The 21492-nt window shown below is 38.5% G+C and carries 20 protein-coding genes; 9 read left to right on the top strand and 11 right to left on the bottom strand.

What is annotated here, in order from left to right; translation table 11 throughout:
- Positions 1–41: 41 nt before the first annotated feature.
- Together HNP38_RS06195 and HNP38_RS06190 are read left to right on the top strand one after the other, a co-directional pair.
- Positions 42–488: a nuclear transport factor 2 family protein gene (locus HNP38_RS06195; RefSeq protein WP_184186071.1), complete on the top strand. Its 447-nt coding sequence runs from the start codon at positions 42–44 to the stop codon at positions 486–488.
- Positions 489–496: 8 nt separating this feature from the next.
- Positions 497–874, top strand: a complete 378-nt coding sequence (locus HNP38_RS06190; protein ID WP_184186068.1) for a VOC family protein — start codon at positions 497–499, stop codon at positions 872–874.
- 3 nt (positions 875–877) lie between these two features.
- On the opposite strand, the gene HNP38_RS06185 is transcribed toward HNP38_RS06190, so the two are convergent.
- Together HNP38_RS06185 and HNP38_RS06180 are read right to left on the bottom strand one after the other, a co-directional pair.
- Entirely contained in the window at positions 878–1261 is a 384-nt protein-coding gene (locus tag HNP38_RS06185) for a DUF1634 domain-containing protein (protein ID WP_184186065.1), read from the bottom strand.
- Entirely contained in the window at positions 1258–2091 is an 834-nt protein-coding gene (locus HNP38_RS06180) for a sulfite exporter TauE/SafE family protein (RefSeq protein ID WP_184186062.1), read from the bottom strand. The genes HNP38_RS06185 and HNP38_RS06180 overlap by 4 nt, the downstream gene beginning before the upstream one ends.
- An 85-nt stretch (positions 2092–2176) precedes the next feature.
- Between HNP38_RS06180 and HNP38_RS06175 the strand changes: the two genes are divergently transcribed.
- Positions 2177–2728, top strand: a complete 552-nt coding sequence (locus HNP38_RS06175) for a DUF1543 domain-containing protein (RefSeq protein ID WP_184186059.1) — start codon at positions 2177–2179, stop codon at positions 2726–2728.
- 132 nt (positions 2729–2860) lie between these two features.
- Positions 2861–3973: a 5-(carboxyamino)imidazole ribonucleotide synthase gene (locus HNP38_RS06170; RefSeq protein WP_184186056.1), complete on the top strand. Its 1113-nt coding sequence runs from the start codon at positions 2861–2863 to the stop codon at positions 3971–3973.
- A gap of 152 nt (positions 3974–4125) precedes the next feature.
- Here the strand turns inward: HNP38_RS06170 and HNP38_RS06165 are convergent, their stop codons facing one another.
- On the bottom strand, positions 4126–4647 hold the full coding sequence (locus HNP38_RS06165; RefSeq protein WP_184186053.1) for a hypothetical protein: 522 nt from the start codon (positions 4645–4647) through the stop codon (positions 4126–4128).
- 14 nt (positions 4648–4661) lie between these two features.
- Positions 4662–5567 carry a DMT family transporter gene (locus HNP38_RS06160; protein ID WP_184186050.1) on the bottom strand — a complete coding sequence of 302 codons (906 nt, stop codon included), beginning with the start codon at positions 5565–5567 and terminating at the stop codon, positions 4662–4664.
- A 250-nt stretch (positions 5568–5817) separates the two neighbouring features.
- Here HNP38_RS06160 and purE point away from each other — a divergent pair, with 250 nt between their 5' ends.
- Positions 5818–6321: a 5-(carboxyamino)imidazole ribonucleotide mutase gene (gene purE, locus HNP38_RS06155; protein WP_184186047.1), complete on the top strand. Its 504-nt coding sequence runs from the start codon at positions 5818–5820 to the stop codon at positions 6319–6321.
- Between the two features lie 41 nt (positions 6322–6362).
- On the opposite strand, the gene yiaA is transcribed toward purE, so the two are convergent.
- Together yiaA and ahcY are read right to left on the bottom strand one after the other, a co-directional pair.
- A complete protein-coding gene (yiaA, locus tag HNP38_RS06150) occupies positions 6363–6755 on the bottom strand; it encodes an inner membrane protein YiaA (protein ID WP_184186044.1) in 393 nt (130 codons plus the stop codon).
- Positions 6756–6961: 206 nt separating this feature from the next.
- Positions 6962–8275 carry an adenosylhomocysteinase gene (ahcY, locus tag HNP38_RS06145; RefSeq protein WP_184186040.1) on the bottom strand — a complete coding sequence of 438 codons (1314 nt, stop codon included), beginning with the start codon at positions 8273–8275 and terminating at the stop codon, positions 6962–6964.
- Between the two features lie 54 nt (positions 8276–8329).
- On the opposite strand from ahcY, the gene HNP38_RS06140 reads away from it, so the two are divergent.
- Positions 8330–8944, top strand: a complete 615-nt coding sequence (locus HNP38_RS06140) for a 4'-phosphopantetheinyl transferase family protein (protein WP_184186038.1) — start codon at positions 8330–8332, stop codon at positions 8942–8944.
- Here the strand turns inward: HNP38_RS06140 and HNP38_RS06135 are convergent.
- The 3 genes from HNP38_RS06135 to porU form a co-directional block, all read right to left on the bottom strand.
- Complete coding sequence (locus HNP38_RS06135; protein ID WP_184186035.1) at positions 8925–11189, bottom strand: FUSC family protein; 2265 nt, start codon at positions 11187–11189, stop codon at positions 8925–8927. The two genes, HNP38_RS06140 and HNP38_RS06135, sit on opposite strands and share 20 nt — an antisense overlap.
- A gap of 283 nt (positions 11190–11472) precedes the next feature.
- Positions 11473–12636 carry a type IX secretion system outer membrane channel protein PorV gene (gene porV, locus HNP38_RS06130; protein ID WP_184186032.1) on the bottom strand — a complete coding sequence of 388 codons (1164 nt, stop codon included), beginning with the start codon at positions 12634–12636 and terminating at the stop codon, positions 11473–11475.
- Between the two features lie 60 nt (positions 12637–12696).
- Complete coding sequence (porU, locus tag HNP38_RS06125; protein ID WP_184186029.1) at positions 12697–16596, bottom strand: type IX secretion system sortase PorU; 3900 nt, start codon at positions 16594–16596, stop codon at positions 12697–12699.
- Positions 16597–16760: 164 nt separating this feature from the next.
- On the opposite strand from porU, the gene gldJ reads away from it, so the two are divergent.
- Complete coding sequence (gene gldJ / locus HNP38_RS06120; protein WP_184186010.1) at positions 16761–18362, top strand: gliding motility lipoprotein GldJ; 1602 nt, start codon at positions 16761–16763, stop codon at positions 18360–18362.
- Positions 18363–18427: 65 nt separating this feature from the next.
- Complete coding sequence (locus HNP38_RS06115; RefSeq protein ID WP_184186007.1) at positions 18428–19699, top strand: UDP-N-acetylmuramoyl-tripeptide--D-alanyl-D-alanine ligase; 1272 nt, start codon at positions 18428–18430, stop codon at positions 19697–19699.
- 263 nt (positions 19700–19962) lie between these two features.
- Here the strand turns inward: HNP38_RS06115 and HNP38_RS06110 are convergent, their stop codons facing one another.
- Entirely contained in the window at positions 19963–20568 is a 606-nt protein-coding gene (locus HNP38_RS06110; protein WP_184186004.1) for an NUDIX hydrolase, read from the bottom strand.
- 29 nt (positions 20569–20597) lie between these two features.
- Between HNP38_RS06110 and HNP38_RS06105 the strand changes: the two genes are divergently transcribed.
- Entirely contained in the window at positions 20598–20987 is a 390-nt protein-coding gene (locus HNP38_RS06105) for an SRPBCC family protein (RefSeq protein WP_184186001.1), read from the top strand.
- A 47-nt stretch (positions 20988–21034) separates the two neighbouring features.
- Here HNP38_RS06105 and HNP38_RS06100 read toward each other — a convergent pair whose 3' ends face one another.
- On the bottom strand, positions 21035–21436 hold the full coding sequence (locus tag HNP38_RS06100) for a helix-turn-helix domain-containing protein (protein ID WP_228460971.1): 402 nt from the start codon (positions 21434–21436) through the stop codon (positions 21035–21037).
- Positions 21437–21492: the final 56 nt, after the last annotated feature.

The following is a 21492-nucleotide window of genomic DNA, read 5'->3' as shown; positions in this document are numbered from 1 at the left end:
AATATATTTCCCTATTTTTATTCGACTTTAAAACAGAAGATATGAACAGAATACTTGGTTTTACCTTATTATTAAGCACTTTTTGCCTTGGGCAGCAATCCGGGAATCAGGAGGTTGAAAAGCCCATCCATGACTTGTTTAAGGCAATGAAAAATGCCGACCCTGAGCTTCTGAAATCGGCTTTCGCAGAAGGTGCCATTTTTCAGACTATCACAAAAGAAGGAGCAGTGAAAACAGACAATGTTCAGGATTTTATTTCTACTGTTTCCAAAGTTTCAAAAGATGATCTGGACGAAAGGATAACCATAGAAGCCATTCATGTGGATGGAAATCTGGCGAGTGTCTTTACCCCTTATCAATTCTATTATAAAGGCAAATTCTCGCATTGCGGAGCCAATAGTTTTCAACTGGTAAAGCAAAATGACCATTGGAAAATCCAGTATTTAATTGATACCAGAAGAAAGGACAACTGCCCGAATGTAAAATAAAATTGAAAATGAAGATCCATCATATTGCCATCATCTGCTCCGATTACGGAATTTCAAAAAAATTTTATACGGAAACATTGGGACTGAGTATTATCAGGGAAGTTTACCGCGAAGAAAGGCAGTCCTATAAACTGGATCTGGCTATTGGAGATCACTATGTCATTGAATTATTTTCGTTTCCTGAGCCTCCTGAAAGACTCTCACACCCTGAAGCATGTGGTTTGCGTCATTTGGCTTTCTCCGTTGACAATGTACACGAAAAAAGAAAGGAATTGGTAGAAAAAGGATTGAGCTGTGAGGAGATCCGTAATGATGAATTCACGGGAAAAGAGTTTTTCTTTACCCAGGATCCCGACAGGCTGCCATTAGAGTTCTATGCCGGATAAAAATTAATGAGCGTATCCCGTAAAGAAACTTATCGCCATAATAACAAGTACTATGGACGAAATGATGACATAAGTATAATCCTTTTCTTTAAGATACCCGATCAGGGCAAAAACGATCCTCATCAAAGGAGTGAAGATTAGTAAAAGAATCCCAAGTTGAATAATAGCCATCCCTTCTCCTTTGCATAAAGAATTCCAGAAGTGTCCCCATACCTTTTCCGAAGAAGTTCCCATATCAAGGAAAGAGTAGTTTTTAGGCATTTTAAAACCTTCCAGGAAAAGCTTGATAAACCCAACCAACGACGTGATAACAGACAGGATAACCCCCAGTCTCAGAAGATTTCCTACGGAACGGTTCAGATCGGCATCTGTGAAATTCTTTCTCATCTGAAACTCTGATTTATACCGTTATACATCATGTATACTGACAAAATGGTAATGACGATGGCGAAGAAGGTCTTCAGTTTTTTCGTCTTGGAAACCATAAGGGTTTTAGATCCGATAAAACTTCCCACTACAACACCTATCAGTACCGGAGCAACAATCACAGGAATGATTTCTCCCCTTTGGAAATAGATCAGTGAACCGGCCACTGCCGTTACCCCAATCATAAAATTGCTGGTAGTGGTGGATACTTTAAAAGGAAGTTTCATCATATTATCCATGGCCAGGACTTTCAAGGCTCCAGAGCCTATTCCTAATAATCCGGACATTGTGCCCGCAAACATCATCATTAAAAATCCGGGAATGGTATTTCTTGCAGAATAGTCTTTTATAATTCCTCCTTTATCCGGAAAAGTACCGTATAATTTAAGTTTGTCTTCAAGGCTTCCTTTGATCAAAGGTTCCTGATGATCCGGCTTTCCTTTAAGATTAAGGATAACAGTCAGAAGAAGGATACTGGCAAAAATGATCCCGATGGTATTCGGATTGAGCATCCCGGAAACCAAAGCTCCCGCAACAGCTCCTGCAGTAGTGGCGATCTCCAGAAACATCCCGATCCTCATATTGGTAAAGCCTTCCTTAACGAAAGCAACGGCTGCACCGGAAGAGGTACCGATCACCGAAATTAGAGAAGCCCCGATGGCATAATGCATGGGAACCCCAAAACCCAATGTCAATAAAGGGATAATGATAACTCCCCCCCCTAAACCTGTAAGTGAACCTAAAAGGCCGGCTGAAACAGCCCCGAGAAAGAGAATGATGATTTCTGACATGTTACAAATATAAAACTATTGACGCTCTCTGCCAAACTTTAAAAAAAGATAATTTTGGCGTATTTTTGCAGAAATTAAAAGTGATATGAAATTATTCTATATCATCCTTGGAGCAACCCCTAAAGGAAGGAATATTGAACAGCACGATGTATTTTTCGGGATTGCGGAAAGCCTCAAAGACCTTGTTCCGGATATAAAAGAGTTCTGGACGGAAGCGGAGGGAAAGATCCATATCGATTGCCATCAGGAAGTCAGGTTTGTGGACGGCTATGAAGTGGAAATTGTTGAAAGAACAGATGTTTCTTCCGAAGATCAGTTGTATTTTATCAATTTAGGAGGGTATAAGAAAGGACATTTTGAAGAGTTTCATGAACAGCACCTGATGGTAGGAAAGTCGATGGGAGAGGTTGTGAAGAAAGTGAAAGAAACAGAATTTTATAAGACCATGGGGTTCGAAAATGCAGTAAGCCACATCGATGATAAGCATGGAGTGGATATTGATGATATTTTCAATGTGAATGACATCCTGCCGGCAAAAATGAAAGAAAAGTATACGATCATTCTGAAAAGATCAGATGCGGAAAATCAGGAAAACCCGATGGGATTAGGGTATCTGAAAATCGATAAGATCCGATAAGATACATTCAGGCAGAGTATCATTGATACAATGCAGTGATAAACAGTAGGTTTGTCCCTCTGAAAAAATCTAAAGATTAAATTTAAGAATTTACATTGATCACAAATATTAAATAAATCTAATACAATAAAAATGAAAATAGGAATTTTAGGAGGCGGACAACTGGGAAGAATGCTTATACAGAGTGCCTTGAAGTACGATGACCAATTTTATACCCTCGATCCGGCTTCTGATGCACCATGTCATAACATATCATCCTTTACGCAGGGGAATTTCAATGATTATGAAACCGTTCTGAATTTCGGTAAAGACAAAGATGTGGTTACTATAGAAATTGAACACGTGAATGCAGATGCGCTGGCCGAGCTGGAAAATCAGGGTGTAAAAGTAGTCCCGAATTCCAGAATCATCAAAACGATCCAGCAGAAGATCCTTCAAAAAGAATTCTATAAAACCTATAATATTCCCAGCCCGGAATTCCAGGTGGTCTGGAACGGTGATGAGAAGATCATCATGCCGCTGCCTTTTGTTCAGAAAATGAATACCGGCGGTTATGATGGTAAGGGCGTTCAGGTGATCAGGACTGAAGAAGATTACCGGAATCTGTGGAAAGATCCCTCGGTAATAGAAAGCCTGGTAGATATAGATAAAGAGCTTTCCGTGATCGTAGCCAGAAATGAAAACGGAGAAACGAAGACTTTCCCGGTAACGGAAATGATGGCAGATCCTAAACTGAACCTGCTGGATTTCAATATATGCCCGGTTTTCCTTAATGAAGATGTGGAGAGGCAGATCAGTCTGATTACAGAGAAATTCCTGAACGCGGTAAATTCTCCGGGGCTTTTTGCCATCGAGCTCTTCCTGGATAAAGAAGGAAAGGTCTGGGTCAACGAAACAGCTCCCAGATTACATAATTCCGGACATCAAAGCCAGGAAGGAAACGTCAATTCACAGTTTGAGCAGATGTACAGGGTAGTAAAGAATTTGCCTTTAGCCGATACGGATACCATAACCTACAGCGGAATGCTGAATCTTGTAGGAGCAGAAGGCCATGCCGGAAAAGTAATCTACGAAGGGATGGAAAATGTTCTGAAGCTTCCCAAAACCTATGTTCATCTGTATGGTAAGAAAGAAACCAAGCCGGGCAGAAAAATGGGGCATATCAATGTTCTCGCTGATTCCCGGGAGGAACTGATGGAGAAGCTGATTAAAGTGAAGGGGATGATAAGAGTGATATCCGAATGATAATCATAAAAGACTGCGAAAGCGGTCTTTTTTTCTACTTTTAATTTTTTGTCTTCCAGCCAAAAGTATCACAAAACCTATATGAATTGTTATTCTAACATAAGGTATGTAATTGTTTTCTATCTCCTGCCAAAACAGAAAAGATTATACCTTTAATTTTTATCGAAAAATACATCCAATTCCTTAAAACTAATACTTTTTTTATCATTCAAAACAAGGCCTTGAGCATTTCTTTCATTAATATCTGCATCTAACCAATATTCGCCACAACTTGAAATAAAATAGTCATTGTTTTTTTCACCTTTATGACCAAAATCATCACTTCCTTTTATTCCTGAATAAAATGCGATCACATAATGTTTGTTAACCCTAAATTTCGAAAGATAAGGTCTGCACAAATTTCCATTATCTCCCCAGACAATTATTTTTTTTCTTGTTTCTTTCCCTTTAAAAATTTGAATTATCTCAACTTCCATAGACGTTGGTATTTTTTCGGTATAGATTTTTTTGAAAGTCAGATATTTTTTTATTTTAACTAGACTTACAAATTCAGTTTTTGAGGCAACTGTTAAAAAACTTCCCTGAGAATCACAATCACATGCATAGCTTAATTGCGTTCCCCAAAACAATAACATAATAAAAAGAATAAACTTAAATTTTCTTTTTTCAACCATAATTAAAGCATTATTTAACCAATCTTTTTCTTTTTAAACATTTCAGGATTATAATTGATAATAAACACCCCTAAGATAATCAAAACTGCAGCAATAAGGAATTTAGCGGAAATTTTTTCATCCAGGATCAGCCAGCTTAAAAATATAGAGATAATGGTATTGATATAGGCGAGAATAGAAACCTGAACCGGGGAAATTTTCGTCAATGCATAATGAAAAGCAAAGAAAGCAGCAACAGAACCAAAAACAGCAAGGTAAAGCATAGCCGAAATACTTCTGGTGCTCCAGTTCCCGAAATTATAATCCTCAGAAAACAGAAAGGCCAAAATGATCTGTACAATTCCGGCAAATGCAAACTGGTAAAAAAGATTTAATGAGATATTTCCGTTCTGGATATTTAGTTTCTTCGTATAAATAGTTCCCGATGCCCATCCTGCAATAGCAATAAACAGGAAGAAAATTCCCAATGCATAATCCGGATTCCTCAGATCATTAATACCGTCCCAAAAAATAAAAAGAATGCCGCTGAAGCACATCAATACCCCGGCCAATGCCCTGAAACTGAATTTTTGAAGTCCCAAAGCCAGACTTCCCAGAAAAACTGCGATAGGAGAGCAGGCACTGATCAGGGAGGTTAAACTGCTTGTTACCGTTTCTTCTGCTACAGTCGTCATCCCATTGGCGATAATAAGCATCAGTATGGAGAAAATGATCTGATATCCTAAATTCTTCCATCCGATCCATCTGAATTGTTTTCTATAGATCAGTAAAAGAAACATGATAATAGCTGCCAGAAACTGGCGGATCCCGGCTACAAACCATGCCGGAATGGTTTCTACTGCAATACGGATGGCGAGGAATGTAGTACCCCAGACAATAGCAACGGTAAAGATGGCGAGTATAAGTTTATAGTCTTTCAAAATATACAGGAAGTGATGGTACAAAGATATTAAGCTTTATTCAATACTTCAACCAAAAGATATTAAAAGTGAATAAAGTGAATCGTCAATGGTGAGTAGTGAATTTGTAAACTGACGATTTGCCGTTAACATTTTATCAATTTGCCTTTTTACTTTTTAGCCTTTTAGCTTCTTTACAATTTTGTTGTAATCCGGGAAACTCTAAAAACATATTTTAATTGATTATCTTTGAACATCTAATAAATTGAAAATGGTAGGAATTATTATGGGGAGTCAGAGCGACTTACCGATCATGGAACAGGCAGCAGGTTTTTTAAAAGGCTTAAATATCCCGTATGAACTTACAGTGGTTTCAGCTCACAGGACACCGGAAAGGATGTTCGATTATGCAAAAACAGCACAGGAAAGAGGATTAAAAGTGATCATTGCCGGAGCCGGCGGTGCAGCCCATCTTCCGGGAATGGTAGCAAGCTGTACGACTTTGCCTGTGATCGGAGTTCCTATCCTGTCAGGCAATTCCATTGACGGCTGGGATTCCGTATTATCCATTCTTCAGATGCCGGGTGGAATTCCCGTAGCAACTGTGGCTTTGAACGGGGCTCTAAATGCCGGGATTTTAGCGGCAAAGATCTTAGGAAGCGGGGATAAGGACATTGCCGGAAAACTTCAGCACTATCAGGATTCTTTAAAAGATAAGGTATTGGGAACTGTAAACGATATTAAAGCACAGCACCCCAATCAATATGATCAATAAAAAAACGCTCCATTCGGAGCGTTTTTATTTTAAATTATTTTTTATTCCTGTATCATATTGTCACGGGTATTTTTCTGCACCGCGATCGCACCGAAAAGTGCCAGTAAAAATGCAAATGCATAAAACCCTTTTTCACTCGGGAGAAGAGTGGCATTCCATAATCCAATTGTGAGCAATACAATGGATGAGATGGTGGCAAACCAGCAGATCCCATAATAAATATCTGTAACCGGGATACTCTCTAGTTTATCACGAACGGCTTTCTGTAAAGAAACTACGGCAAATAGACCGTAAAGAAGAATAGTGAAATAATATCCTTTCTCATTAAGCTGCATTTCAGCCCTTGCAAGACCTACAATATAGCCGACCATTCCTGCTCCCAATGCGATCCATGACGCCGCCACGAATGCATTTGATACTCTTTGTTTTTTCATTAATTATAATGTTTTTGTTTAAAGAATCAAATATATCATTTTTAATTGATTGTATGTCACAACTAAAATATGGGAATTTTATTGTATCCATTCCCCTCCTTTGGAGGGGTGCCTGAAAGGCGGGGTGGTCAAAAAGAAAAAACTCCCCAAAAAATGGAGAGTTTATAGTATTTAAGATCCTGTAATAAATTATTCAGGATAGCAATCTAGTATCTGTAATACTCCGGCTTGAATGGTCCTTCTACATTTACACCGATATATTCAGCCTGTTCAGAAGAAAGGGTTTCTAATTCTACGCTTAATTTCTTAAGATGTAAAGCAGCTACTTTCTCATCCAGATGTTTAGGAAGCATATACACTTCATTTTTGTAAGCCGCAGAGTTATTCCATAATTCGATCTGAGCCAGAGTCTGGTTAGAGAAAGAATTAGACATTACGAAACTTGGGTGTCCTGTTGCACAGCCTAAGTTTACCAATCTACCTTCAGCTAATATGATGATTTCTTTACCTTCTACAGTATAGATATCTACCTGTGGCTTCACTTCAGACTTAGTATGTCCGTAGTTTTTGTTTAACCAAGCCATGTCGATTTCGTTATCGAAGTGACCAATGTTACAAACAATAGCCTTATCTTTCATTTTAAGGAAATGCTCTCCTCTTACAATGTTGAAGTTCCCTGTAGTAGTGATGATGATATCTGCATTATCTACAACAGTATCTAATTTTTTAACTTCGTAACCGTCCATTGCAGCCTGTAAAGCACAGATCGGATCGATCTCAGTAACCGTAACAATAGAACCGGCCCCTCTGAATGAAGCAGCAGTACCTTTACCTACATCTCCGTATCCGCAAACTACCACTCTTTTTCCTGCAAGCATAACATCTGTTGCTCTTCTTACAGCATCTACTGCAGATTCTTTACATCCGTATTTATTATCGAATTTAGATTTGGTAACCGAATCATTTACGTTGATCGCAGGCATTACCAAAGTTCCGTTTTTCATTCTTTCGTACAATCTGTGTACTCCGGTTGTAGTTTCTTCAGAAAGCCCTTTGATATCTGTAGTGAACTGAGGGTATTTATCAAAAACCATGTTCGTTAAATCTCCACCGTCATCCAGGATCATATTCAATGGTTTTCTGTCCTCACCGAAGAATAAAGTCTGTTCAATACACCAGTCAAATTCCTCTTCATTTAAACCTTTCCATGCATAAACAGGGATTCCGGCAGCAGCAATAGCAGCAGCAGCATGATCCTGAGTAGAGAAAATATTACATGAAGACCAGGTAACTTCAGCGCCTAAAGCTACTAAAGTTTCGATAAGCACAGCCGTTTGGATCGTCATGTGAAGACATCCTGCAATTCTTGCTCCCTTAAGTGGCTGAGATGGTCCGTATTCTTCACGGATCGCCATCAGACCAGGCATTTCTGCTTCAGCAAGAGTAATTTCTTTTCTTCCCCATTCTGCCAGGGAAATATCCTTTACTTTATAAGGAACGTATTGAGTTGTTGTTTCCATCTATCTGAAAAATTTTTTGCAAATTTACAAACTAAAATCCTGCTGACCAAAAATATGCCCCTTTATCGAGATTTTTCTGATGACAATGCCACCATTCTCGTATGGAAGTACGATGAGAATGACGAGTTGAATATGGATGAGCTTTTAGAACCTGAAAATGCTGAAAAAGTAAAAGATTACCATCCCAAGAAGCTTTTGGAGGTTCTGATGGTAAGGAAACTGCTGAAAAGCCTGAAACCAGAGTCTAAGATCTTATATAAAGAAAGGGAGCCTTTTCTTTTTCCTCAGGATGCTGAAATTTCAATTACCCATTCTTTTCCTTTTGCCTCTATAGCGATCTCAAAAAATAAGATCGGAATTGATATTGAAAAGTTTAATCCGAAAATATTAAGGGTAATCGATAAGTTCACCTATGAGAACGAAAGGGGATTTATACCTGAGGATAAGGCAGACACCTTTTATACCATTATCTGGAGTGTAAAAGAAAGCATGTACAAGATCCATCATTCCAAATACTGGTCTTTAAAGAAAAACTATGAAGTGAGGCCATTTGAGCTGAAACACCTTCATCACATCCAATGCAGGGTATATGACGACCAGTTTTCAGATGAGTTCAGGGCCAGGGTGGAGTTCTTTGATGAATATTGTTTTACGATTGTGGAAGAGTAGATTCAGCTTCGTTGCTGTATTTTTCAATTACTTTTCGCTGTTCTTTGGTTACATCATAAATAAGTTCCAGAATATCGTGGATGTTTTTCAGTTCCGTTAAATGGGAGATCCTATCTGGATCCCTTCGGTCTACAATATCATTTTCCTCTATTTCCGTTTTTCTTTTCAACAGCAGGTCTTCAATAGATGAGTCTTCCGGTTCCAGACGGCTTTCCATCTTTAAGGTTTCATTGATCTTTTCTCCTTTTAAAAGGGTGGCGGTCTGCATCATTTCCGCTTCTATTTTCCGGCTCCAACTTTCCGTATCTATTTCGGGAAATTCTTTGTTGTTCTGGGAATACTGTGAAAGAGAAGCGGTATAAGCTGTAATAAGATGTGAAGTAGCCACAAATTGATGAACCACCTCCAGTTTTTTCTGCTGGTTTTTAGGTTCGGAGATCATTCTCTGGAAGTTATCCGAAAGATTGGCCAGGGCAATGATCGCATTTTTGCGCTTCATTTTATAATCCTCAATATCCACATCCTCCTGAAGGAATTTGGAAACAACACTTTGGAAATAGATCAGGTTACATTCTGCAGATTTTTTCATGAGATCCAGATTCTGGGTATGCTCCCATACGGGCAAAACAATATAGGAAACGGCAAAAGCGATAATTCCGGCTACAATGGTATCTATGATCCTGTCTTTAAATATGACATTCACATTTCCCGGATTAAGGAAATTAAAGCTTAAGAAAATATAGATCGTCATGAACAGCACTGCCCAAAAATACCGTCCTTTGAGTAAGCTGAAACACAGGATCATACTGAGCAGCAGAATGGAAAATAAAACCCCATTAATATTTATAAAATATAAAATCGCATAAGCAATTAGGGCTCCTGCAATAGTACCGTAAAGACGGAGAAGATTCCTTTGTTTTGTGATGGAATAAGCCGGCTTTAAAATGGCTACAATGGTAATGAGTATCCAATAGGTATGCCCGATTCCTAAAAGCTGAAAGAATGAGAACAGATACCCAAGCAGTAAAGCTGTGGTGATCCTTATAGCATGCCTGAAATGTGATGAAGAAAGTGAAATATTAGTCCTTAATACTTTGAAATTCAGTTTTTCTTCATTAGGCATGAACTTCCTCAGGTCCAATCCTGTAGAGAGGCTTTTGGCCAGCTTTACATCCTGCGAAAAAACTTTATAGATCTCGTTGACCTCCTTGGTGATTTCATTGATACGCATCAGGATCTGGCGCAGGATCATGAAATTTTCAAGATTATCAGGGGATAGCTGCTTATTTCTGAGTTCGAAATAATGAGAATTAAGATTTTTAAGTTCAAGTTCCGTATTGAACATAGGCCTGGCTCTGGTACCGCTCTGGAGTGCAATACCGATATTGGTGATCTCTTCAGAAAGCAGATTGAGATAGTCATGAATATTTACCAGGATCATACTGTCCTCAAAGCTTTGCTGCAGTTTCTGATAATCACTTTCCGAGGTCATCAGTTTTTCATGAAGATCCATTGAATTGAGGAACATCAGCATTAATAAACGGCTGGTGGTTGTAGACTCGTTGACAATGGTCCTTGTTTTGAATACGGTTTCCCGGGTTTCTTCCTGCAGGTTTTTAATTCCTACCTGTTTGGCAATGACCTGTGTGGTAAGCTTATCGAAATCAGGATTTTTTTGGTAATAATTAGCTTTGATCCTTAAGAACTCGGCCAGTTGAAGATAATTCTCGCCAATCATCTGGCTGGCCAGTTTATAGGGCTGGATTGTGGTTACAATAAGAAAGATCAATAAGAACCAGATGCATCCCGAAGCGAAAATAAGCAGGCTTTTGAAGATGTTACTTCCTGTAAGATGCCCGTCAATAAAGATGGCAAGTACCACCAGGGATAATGAACCCACGGCTGCCAGCCTCTGGCCATATACCCCGATCAATGAGAAAAACATCCCGAAAATAATGATTTCAAGGATAACCAGAACTTTAATATTCATTACCAGACTCGCGATAAGGGAAACAACTATAAAGCAGAAAATGGCAAAGATTAACGAATTTCTCCTGCGGATAAAAGGCCCGGGCTGATCGGTAAGGGCAACGAAGCTTGTCCCGAGAGGAAATAAGAAGAATTCTTTTAAAACTCCGAAATGAGCCAGAACTAGGCAGGGCAGAACGGTGGCCAGTGTAATCCTGATGGCAGAATATACATATTGGCTGGTTACAAATTTTTTGAGTTCTGCTGCGTAGTTCATACTGCAAAAATAAGAGTTAAATGTGAATTGTCAATTTTACTTTGTGTGTAAATGGTGAATTTTTGGATGTATTAAAATTGACAATGGAGTTTTTTAACCACCCCGTCAAAAATTCTTTTGAATTTTTGCCACCCCTCCTTTGGAGGGGAATGCTGTCCGGTAATAAGGTAGGGGGGATATATTTAATGATGATTCATTATTGGCTTTTTGATTGATCTGTTGATATATAAAAACAGAAAAGCCTCATTTTATGAGGCTTTTCTATATTTTTCTATACTATTTTTTAATTATCCACATTAGAGGTTTCTTCACCAATGTTCCAGGTTAGTCCGAAACGAAGGGTGTTATCCAAAGCGGTATTAATTTTAGACATATTGATCAGGTAAGAAACATCCAGCCCGAAGGAACGGTATTTTAACCCAATACCTGCTGTAGCAAACTGTCTTGCTCCCTGCTCCTCGCTTTCGTGGAAATATCCTCCTCTTACTGCAAATGCATTGTCGTAAGAATATTCCAGACCTGCACTGTACATGATACTGTTCTTATTTTTGAAAGATTTCCCGATACCGGACATCACACCCACATTAGGAATTTCATAAATAGGTTTTCTGTTAGCATCATAATTACCGGTAAATTCAGATCCCGGAACTAAGATTTTTGAACCTTCAACACTTAATCCTACTTTGTTCAAGTCATCCAGGTACATATCGTATCCGATACCTAATCTGGCCATGGTAGGAAGATAGGATCTTGATTCTTCATCTCCCGTATAGTCTAATTTAGGACCTAAATTCTGAATAGCAAGACCTGCATTCAATTTACCGTCATACCCTCCGAAACTGGAGAACCGGGGAGAGGTATAGTAGGCAGAAACATCTACTGCAAAACTGTTTGCCGGTTTAATGGTATTATCGGTATTGAAACTTCCGCCTAAGTCTGAACGGATATACCTACCGGTTACAGCCATAGAGTAGGAGTCGGAAAGCTTCAGTCCGTAAGCAACGTCAACTGAGAATTCGTTTGGTTTTGATGTACCCATAGGAGCTACCTCATTACCCACCAATTGAGTCAGATCCACTTCTCCCATATTAAAGTAGTAAATACTTGCGGAAATAGTAGATCTTTCTTCCTGGCCTAAAAATTTATGGAATGCACCATATAGTAAAAATACATCATTGGTAAGTTTTCCCATGTAAGGAGTGTAGTTGATCCCTACGGAAGAACTTGTTCTGCTAAAAGGATATTTCGCTGCGTTCCAGAATTGTGAGAATGCATCGGGAGAGGTAACCACCCCCTGATCTCCCATACCTCCGGATCTGGCATCCGGTGCGATCCTTAGAAAAGGAGCTCCGGTAAGCACTGGATTTACTTTACTCAAATCCTGCGAATAGCCTAAAAAACCAGCACTTAAACCAATTCCTAATAACAGTTTAGTAGTTAAATTCATATGTTGTTTTTTATATATTATCAGTTTTTCGTTAATATTATTGTCTGAGTTATTTTAAAATTATTTCAAAAGTACCATTTTTTCTACAGCTGTGGCACTTCCTTTACATTTTTCTTGATTCTGACTTTTTGCAAATATCTTAAAAATATACGTACCTTTTGCAACAGTTGACCCAAAATCATCTCTTCCGTCCCATTCAATAGCCTGGCGAGGCGTTCTAAAGCCCTGTAGGAAAGGTTCTGCCATTACCGTCTGCGATATTGTTTTCACCAGTTTTCCTGTTATCGTATAGATCTGAACATTCACATCCAAAATATCATCACAATTATGTTCAAACTGAATATACGTTTTGTTTGTAAAAGGATTTGGCCAGTTTAGCGGTCTGTTGATGATCAAATGCTGGTCAGATTCATCCTTAACTTCAAAATTTAACGTAGCAGTCGTCGAATTATTGTTTATATCCCAAACTTTAAATGTTAATTGATGTTGTCCGATAGCTAAATTTCGGAAAGGATAGGTTACATTTCCTTTCTGATAGTCTGCCAGACTTGGATTTAAACATCCGTTCCCTTCTCCGGAAGAGAAGAAATCGTTCAGTACGATCGTATTGATGATCTGCCCGTCCAGGTACACCGTAATATCATGCCCGATACCGGAACCTGTAGAATTGATTCCCGTATCATCCGTAACACAGGCGAGAAGCATAGGATTCTGATCTGTAATACCCCCATCTGCAAAGTTGGTATTATTCATATACAGCTTTACTTTCGGGGGTTCATTATCATTAATACCGTTAGGATTTATATCTCCTACCTGTACAGCCTGATTATTGAATACATCCATAGCCTTATTATCTGCATACCCCAGTATTCTTCCAGAGCCTACGGCATAGTTGATATCTTTCGGAACATAGAATTCTACTGTGAAGACACCATTTACAGCCGTTCCGGAAGCTTTTACAATAGCGCTTCCTTCCTCGGTATAATTCAATACGGTCATACCGCCGTCATTATTCAGTGTGTGTTTATTAAGTCTTTTATCAAAAATGTTGATCACCACTCTTCCGTTGAAGGAAGTATTCAGGGTACCTCCGGGATTATTGATATGTCCTTTCACTTTTACAAAATCCAATCCTCTGATTAGTCCTGGTACCGGAGTTTCAATATTATCGATCACCAGTAATCTTTGAGGTCTGCTTAGCTTCATAGCCGGATCGCCAAGGAAGTTGACCTTCAGGTGATTGGGATCGCTTCCCTTTAGCTTTTTAGCATTAAGGTAGGCATTCCCTAAAGATGTAAAATCATCACTTACCAGCCTGAACATTTCCTGAGTATATAAATTAGTGAAGTCAATACCATACCCGATACTTACGGCACGGCTTGAGGTGATCATGGTAGAAACCCCGCCATCTTTCAGCTTAATGAATCGTTCCCCGGCTGAAAATGTTCCCGGTTCATCCCATAAGGTAAACTCACAGGTAATGGTTGATGTGAAAGGGAATCTGCTGTATACATTAGAGAAATTGTTGGAGTTTTGAATTTCATCAGACGTAAGCACCCTCTCCTGGGACCATCCGTTAATGCCTCCGTGCCCGAAATAGAAGAGATAGAGACTGTTTCCGATATCGTTGGAAATAGCCTGATTTACCTGAGGATATCTTTGTCCGCCTGCGGTACTTTGTGCCTGGAAAGCATCCAGATATAGTTTTCTTACGTTATATTCCTTTAGATTATTTCCCGGCTGTTCAAAAATATTCACCAGAGAATTATTCATGAAAGTATGAAACGGTATGGGGCTGCTCGCATCTTCATTATGATCGTCATCCACTACAAAATCCAGTTTCATACGCCATTCCCCGAAAGGAGTGGACTGCCCGGATAACGCATTGTAATAGGCCAGGGTCTTATCTATCATATGGGCTGCTTCCGTAGCGTTGGCGGCAGGAATTCTTCCAACCGGAAGGTCGGGCAGGTTATTTGTGATAAAAGAAGTGGTCTGGGGCTTGGTCATTACAATATAATCATCTGTCACAAAAGAGCTGATGAAATCTGCGGAATCCTCACTTTCATACGCTGAAACAACATTGGAATTATTGGCAATCCTGTTTTTATAGTCAAAAGAAGCATCTCCTAAGATGAATACGTATTTTAAAGCTCCGAGAGGAGTATTCAGTTTTGTGACAAAATCCCTTACTGCAGTAAGATCCCTGCTGCCGCTGCCAAATTCATTATAGATTTTGTTTGCATCTACTATCTGTACATTATAATTATTTTTGGTCTGGTGATAACTGGCTAACCGCTGAGCCTGCCCCATCATTTCCGGAACCGTTATGATTAAGTAGTCTACATTTTGCAATGCGGAAAGATCCTGGTTGCTTATTCTTTCTACAAATTGTGGACTAAAGGCTGCATCAGCCCTAAAGGCAACAAATTCATTATTGAAATTCTGATCCGAAGTAGTATAACCGAAATTAAAAAAAGAATTTCCGGTCGCCTTATTCACCCTTTTGTTGGCATTGGTAATATCCGTAACATCCCACACCTGCTCTATTCCTGAAGCGTTGGTAATGCTGAATCCGTAATCCGTGTTGCTTCCGCTTACAAGAGAAAAATCCCTGAAATTCATCTGAGAACCATTGAATGCAAGGTTTTCCTTATACTGTACTTCTACATAATCTATATAAAATGCCCCATTGGGATTGGTTGCAATATTGGGTTTAAGATTGATTGAAATCTGACTTCCCTGTAAATTGGTAATGATCCCGGAATACCTTGCCGGGAAAAACTCGAAAGCGTAAGTAGGCGAATTGGGCGGAACACTTACAGATAAAGGGTTTTGATTATTGATATCAAAAGCAATACTGTTTTGCTGGGACTTGAAGCCTATAACCTGTGCCCTGTATCTGATCTGATCTCCGCCCTGTATCGGGGAATTGGTAGTGAAAGTTACTGCCTTATCGGTAATAACAGGGGTATTTTCTACCCATAGTCTTCCTACATTCAGGAGGTTTTTCTGATCATTATTGATTACCTGATAGCTGTCATATCGTGTAATTAAGTTAGCAGGAAGGGTAATATCAACAGGTTGAACCCTTTTTCCTGCACCTTTATCTACATTAATGTAATAATAGGAAAAATCTTCGTAGATATTTTTGACGTTGTTGCTTCTGTCATTTCGGGTATCCCTTCTTTTAAAACCGCTCCCATTAGAGTTGTCATAGAGATTGTATCCATTAGGCCCCTGGGCATAGAACAGGGCATAATCCCCATCATTCCATACTCCGTCACTTTCACCTATTACTTCAATAGCATTTTCCTGTAATGCGCTGTATTTTATATCCTGGTTATGTTCGGGAAGCATGATGCCTCCATTCCCATACACCCTTAAATTCTTTGGATTTACCGAAGCGGGGTTAATCCCGATGTCTCTTAAAAACTGGCTGGTGATTTTAAAAATACCGGATTTGTCAACCTTTATCTTATAAAAATTACCACTGGATAGCGGATTGGTTGTTGTTCCTACTTTATAGGCACCCAGATTTTTGGATTCTGTTGTTTCAGAAACTTCGAATGAGGAAAGACGCTGTATTTTTCCCTTTACGTTTTTGAATAAAGAAACATTGATGCCTGCATATCTTTCACCTTCTTGATAATAATAGGAAACATCTGCCACTTCATAATCAGGAAGCAGGTCTTTATTGATCTCATATAGTTCCCTGTTGGAAACCGTTTCCCAAACCGGATTTGAAACTTTTAACTGCTTTTCTCCTATTTTTTGTTTAGTTTGTATAAAAATGTTATTTTGGCTGAAAGAAAAACCTTCATTTTTGAAATTTGGAAGATTTAATTTTGTATCACCAAAATCGAGGATTTTAGAGCCTTCCCATTCAATATTTACCCTTTGAGAGTAAAGTGCTGATACAAAAGAAATTAGAAATAAAAGCGTGATTTTTTGTTTCATATTTGTTTTTGAAATTTCTAAATTACAAAATAAATGAAAATTTTATAATTAATTTGCAATGCAATAAAATTAATTTGTTATCGTTTTTCAAAAAAATCAAATCTTTACTTGATTTATTGAATAATTTATTTTTTCTTTGTACTTTGAAAATATTTATATCGACTATGAAAAAACTAAAGTTGTTTTCATTAATAGCATTAAGTTCTACACTTGCATTAACCAGCTGCGGTGGTTCAGGAACCAGCAAAGGTGGCGGTACTAAAAAATTTGTCAGCAAAACAGGTTGGAAACCAAACGAAAAACAAGGTTGGTTTTTTGCAGGAAAGCAACAAAAGCAAAAAGGTTGGCCGGGGATGGTATATGTAGAAGGTGGAACTTTTACAATGGGATTAGTGAAAGATGATGTTATGCACGATTGGAATAACTCTCCTCGCAGAATGCAGGTAAGTTCTTTCTTCATCGGTGAAACAGAAATTACTAATTACGAATACCGTGAATACCTTACATGGTTGAAGTATGTATTCCCACCAAGTGATCCTAGTTTTAAAGAGATCTACAATGGAGCATTGCCGGATACCTTATTATGGGAGAACAAACTATCAAGAAATGATTACAATGACACGTATTTCCGTTCTCCGGAATTCGATTACTATCCTGTAGTAGGGGTTTCCTGGATCCAGGCAAACAGATACTGCGAGTGGTTAACGGACAGAGCGAACGAGAAAGCCTTAATGCAGGCAGGGATCATTGCTAAGGATTTATATATCAATGAGTCTAACAACCAGGGAGGAACTGCGTTCAATATGGATAAGTTCAAGTCGAACGATCCTGAAATGCAGGGATATATCAATGAGCAAAGGTTACAGCAAAGAACAGGTATGAAAACGACCAACCAAAGACTTCTTGCTGCTAACAGGGCTCCTACGGCTGCCATGGTTCAGAAATTCAGGCTTCCTACCGAAGTTGAATGGGAATTTGCAGCACTGGGTATGGAGAAAAACAGAGAATATAACCAATACATAAGTAAAAAACCAGCTATCGAAAACCTTAGAGGGACTAAAGGAAGAGACAGAGGAATGTTCCTTGAAAACTTCAAAATGGGTAAAGGAGATTATTCTGGTATTCCTGGATGGAAAAATGACGGATCTGCAAGAACATCAGATGTTAGACAGTATCCTTCTAATGATTTAGGAATCTATGGTATGTACGGAAACGTTGCTGAATGGACAGCGGATGTATACAGACCAATTATTGATGAAGATTTCAGTGATTTCAACTACTACAGAGGAAATATGCCGCAGGCTGTTGTAAGAAACGGTGACGGTACTTATAAAATGGTAGATGAAAGTACCATTAAATATGATACTTTAGCAGACGGAAGGCTGGTATATAAAAATTTACCGGGACAGTTTGAAAGAGAAACTATTGGTGACTACAGAAATTACAGAGACGGGGACAGACAGTCTTCTCTTGAATATTACAGAGCCGGAGACTCTACTTCATCATACGATATGTACAATGCTCCTAAGCAAAGATTTATTGTAGACGGAAGCGGTAAAGTTGTTCTCCAGAAAGATACTAAAGAAAGAACTTCCGGTGTATCTAATGATATCAGAGTAATCAAAGGAGGTTCATGGCAGGATATGGCTTATTGGCTGGATCCGGGACAGAGAAGATATAAAGAACAGAACAGAGCCTATGGATGGGTTGGGTTCCGTGTAGCTCAGGATGCCAGAGCAAATGACAAAGGCAGAACTAGAAGATAATATTTATCAAAAAATACTTATAAAAAACCTTCCGGATATCCGGAAGGTTTTTTTATTTTTGAACCATGAATATAGAACAATTTTATCCTTTATTTTTAAGATCGAATAACGTTACTATCGACAGCAGGAAAATACAAAAAGATGATATCTTTTTTGCCTTTTCGGGAGAAAGTTTCAATGCGGCAACCCTGGCGGAGAAAGCAGTAGAAGAGGGTGCGCTGGCAGTCATTGTAGAGCAGAAAGATTTTGAAAATGAAGACAAAAATATTTTCTATGTTCCCTCTACATTGCAGTTTTTGCAGGATCTGGCAATGCATCACAGAAGCCAGCTCCGTATTCCGGTTATAGGACTTACCGGAAGTAATGGCAAAACCACTACCAAAGAGCTGATTCATGCGGTGCTTTCAGAAACATTTAATGTTCAGTATACCCTTGGTAATCTGAATAACCATATCGGGGTACCTTTAACGGTTCTGTCCATCAGACCGGAGCATGAAATAGCCGTTATAGAAATGGGAGCCAATCACCAGAAGGAAATAGAATTACTGTGTACGATCTCCCGGCCCGATTACGGATATATAACCAATTTCGGGAAGGCCCACTTAGAAGGCTTTGGAGGGTTCGAGGGGGTTATTAAAGGGAAGTCTGAGCTTTATGATTACCTGAAAAATCACAATCAAACTATTTTAGTTAATGAAAACGATGCCATTCAGATAGAAAAGACGGAGGGGTACGAACCCAAAATAACTTTCGGAAAAGAAAGCTCAAAGTATAATTTCGGATTGTTTTCAAAAGAGCATTGCGTAGGTTTAGTGTATCAGGGTGTAGAAATGCTGTCTAAGCTTACCGGGGAATACAATTTTACCAATCTGTGTGCAGCAGCGAGTCTGGGGCTCCACTTTGGTGTTGATATTGAAAAGATAAAGCATGCGATAGAAAACTATACCCCTACCAATATGCGTTCCCAAATCGTAAAGAAAGAGGATAAAACATTGGTGTTGGATACTTACAATGCCAATCCAAGCTCTATGGCGGCTTCTCTGCGCAATTTTATCACTTTTGAAGGCAGTAAGACCATTATTATCGGAGATATGCTTGAGTTGGGAGAGGAGAGTGCCGGGGAGCATGAAAGCATTTTACAACTGGCTGGGGAACTAGGTTTCAATGAGATCATCACGGTTGGTAAAAACTTCAAAAATATTAATTCTTCTGCCATTTCTTTTGAAAGTACAGATGAATTGATTGAATATTTGAAACAGAATAAGATACAGTCCCATAATGTTCTATTAAAAGCCTCAAGAGGGATTTCTCTGGAAAAAGCAGCAGAATTTATCTGAATTTTATCCTAATAACCGTAAAAGTATTTATAAACACTTTAGTTTTATAAAGCTTAGTGCCGTTGTGTATACAAGAGCACATTAGTTTTTTAATCCAATAGAGCCAAGTTAAAATCTTCAGCTTATGTGACACTTTAAAACAGCATGATTTTGAAAGTTAAGTAACTAAAGTGTTCAGAAAAAACTCATATGTTAAAAAAACTTTTGTGACTTTTGTGGTTTTATTTTTTAGGAACTTCAGTAGCTTTATTATGTATTATATATTATGTATTGCTCCGGAATTCTTTGATGATAAGCTTAATATTTTTAAAAGTATTAGGAAAGACCTCATTCTCTATCTGAGAAATATTTTTCCAGGCTACCTCCGTAATGCCTTCTTCTATCTGGGGTTTCGAAGTGTCTTCGCCGTTAAAGTTCATGGCAAACCAATGCGTGCATTTCAGGATCTTTTCGCCGTTCCTTTCCACATAGATATGGTAGGTGGTATTGATGAACTGGCCCAGCTCCACATCCTTCAGGCCGGTTTCTTCTTCGATCTCCCTTACAGCAGATTCTTCCCGGGATTCCCCTTTTTCCATTTTGCCCTTCGGGAGATCCCATTTGCCGAGCCTCCTGATAAAAAGAATTTCTTTCTGATGATTACTCACGATCCCTCCGGCAGCTTCTATGATCCTGAAAAGGTTTTGAAATTCCTTCCAAATATCATCCAGATTTTCTCCATAGATATTCAGCTCTTTGGCTGATGTGTTCTCTAAAAGATCCAATCCGATTTCTAAAGTTGTGAAATTTTCATATTCAAGTCTTTTTTCCAGATTTTCAGGCTGCTTCGACAGTAATAATTTTTTTTCGTTCACAAAAACTTTATACATTTGTAAGAATTTAAATACAAAAATAAAAAATGAATTTAGAAGGACGAAAAATTATTGTCAATAAATCATCTAAAGAATTGTCAGAACTCCTGAAATCTCCGGAAAATTACAAAGATTTTATGCCGGATGGGCTTCAGAAATTTGAAACCAGAGATAACGGCTTTAAATTCGGACTGCAGGGGATGCCTGAGATCGCTTTGAAAATAGACGAGGTTACTGACCAAAAAGCGGTTTTAAAATCTGCAAGCTCAAGCCTTGACTTTTCGCTGACGGCTACATTGAATCCGGTGAATGAAAACCAGACTGAAGTGCAGATGCTTTTTGAAGGGAACTTCAATCCTTTTATCAAAATGATGGTAGAGAAGCCTTTGCAGAACTTCATCAATACCCTGACGGATAAGATAGAAGCTTATAAATAAGTTTCATATACTATAGATAGAAAGCGATCTTTAAAATGATCGCTTTTTTATGTAGAACTATTTTTTAACAGATTAATAACGCTTTGCAACTGCTCAATCATTTTATCCTTATCTTTTAATCTTTCCTCATATAAAGTTTCTATTTTTTCAGTCTTATCTTTATTTTCCTGATATAAATTTTGAATATCCTGATAGCCTACAGAAGCATCATAAAAATTTTGCTGGTTGTAAATATTGTTGGGTATTACATCTAATAGCTCATACACGGGAGTTTCTAATATTTCAGCAATTTGGTAAAGCCTGTCTACTGTAAGCTTCGTTTCATTCTTTTCTATTTTGCTGTAGGCTGCCTGGCTGATGTGCAGCTCTTCTGCCATATTTTCATGGGAAAACCCTTTCTTTTTGCGGTACTCCTTTATTTTTTCTATAATAACTTCCATGGTGTCCATAACTATACGTTGTAATTTCAGTTGCTAAAGTAATATTTTTTTTGTAAAAGTTATAC

Origin of the sequence: Chryseobacterium defluvii, from assembly GCF_014204415.1 — a bacterium.
Classification (GTDB): Bacteria; Bacteroidota; Bacteroidia; order Flavobacteriales; family Weeksellaceae; genus Chryseobacterium; species Chryseobacterium defluvii_A.
The sequence above is the reverse complement of the archived record's forward strand: the minus strand, read 5'-3'. Positions and strand labels throughout refer to the sequence as shown.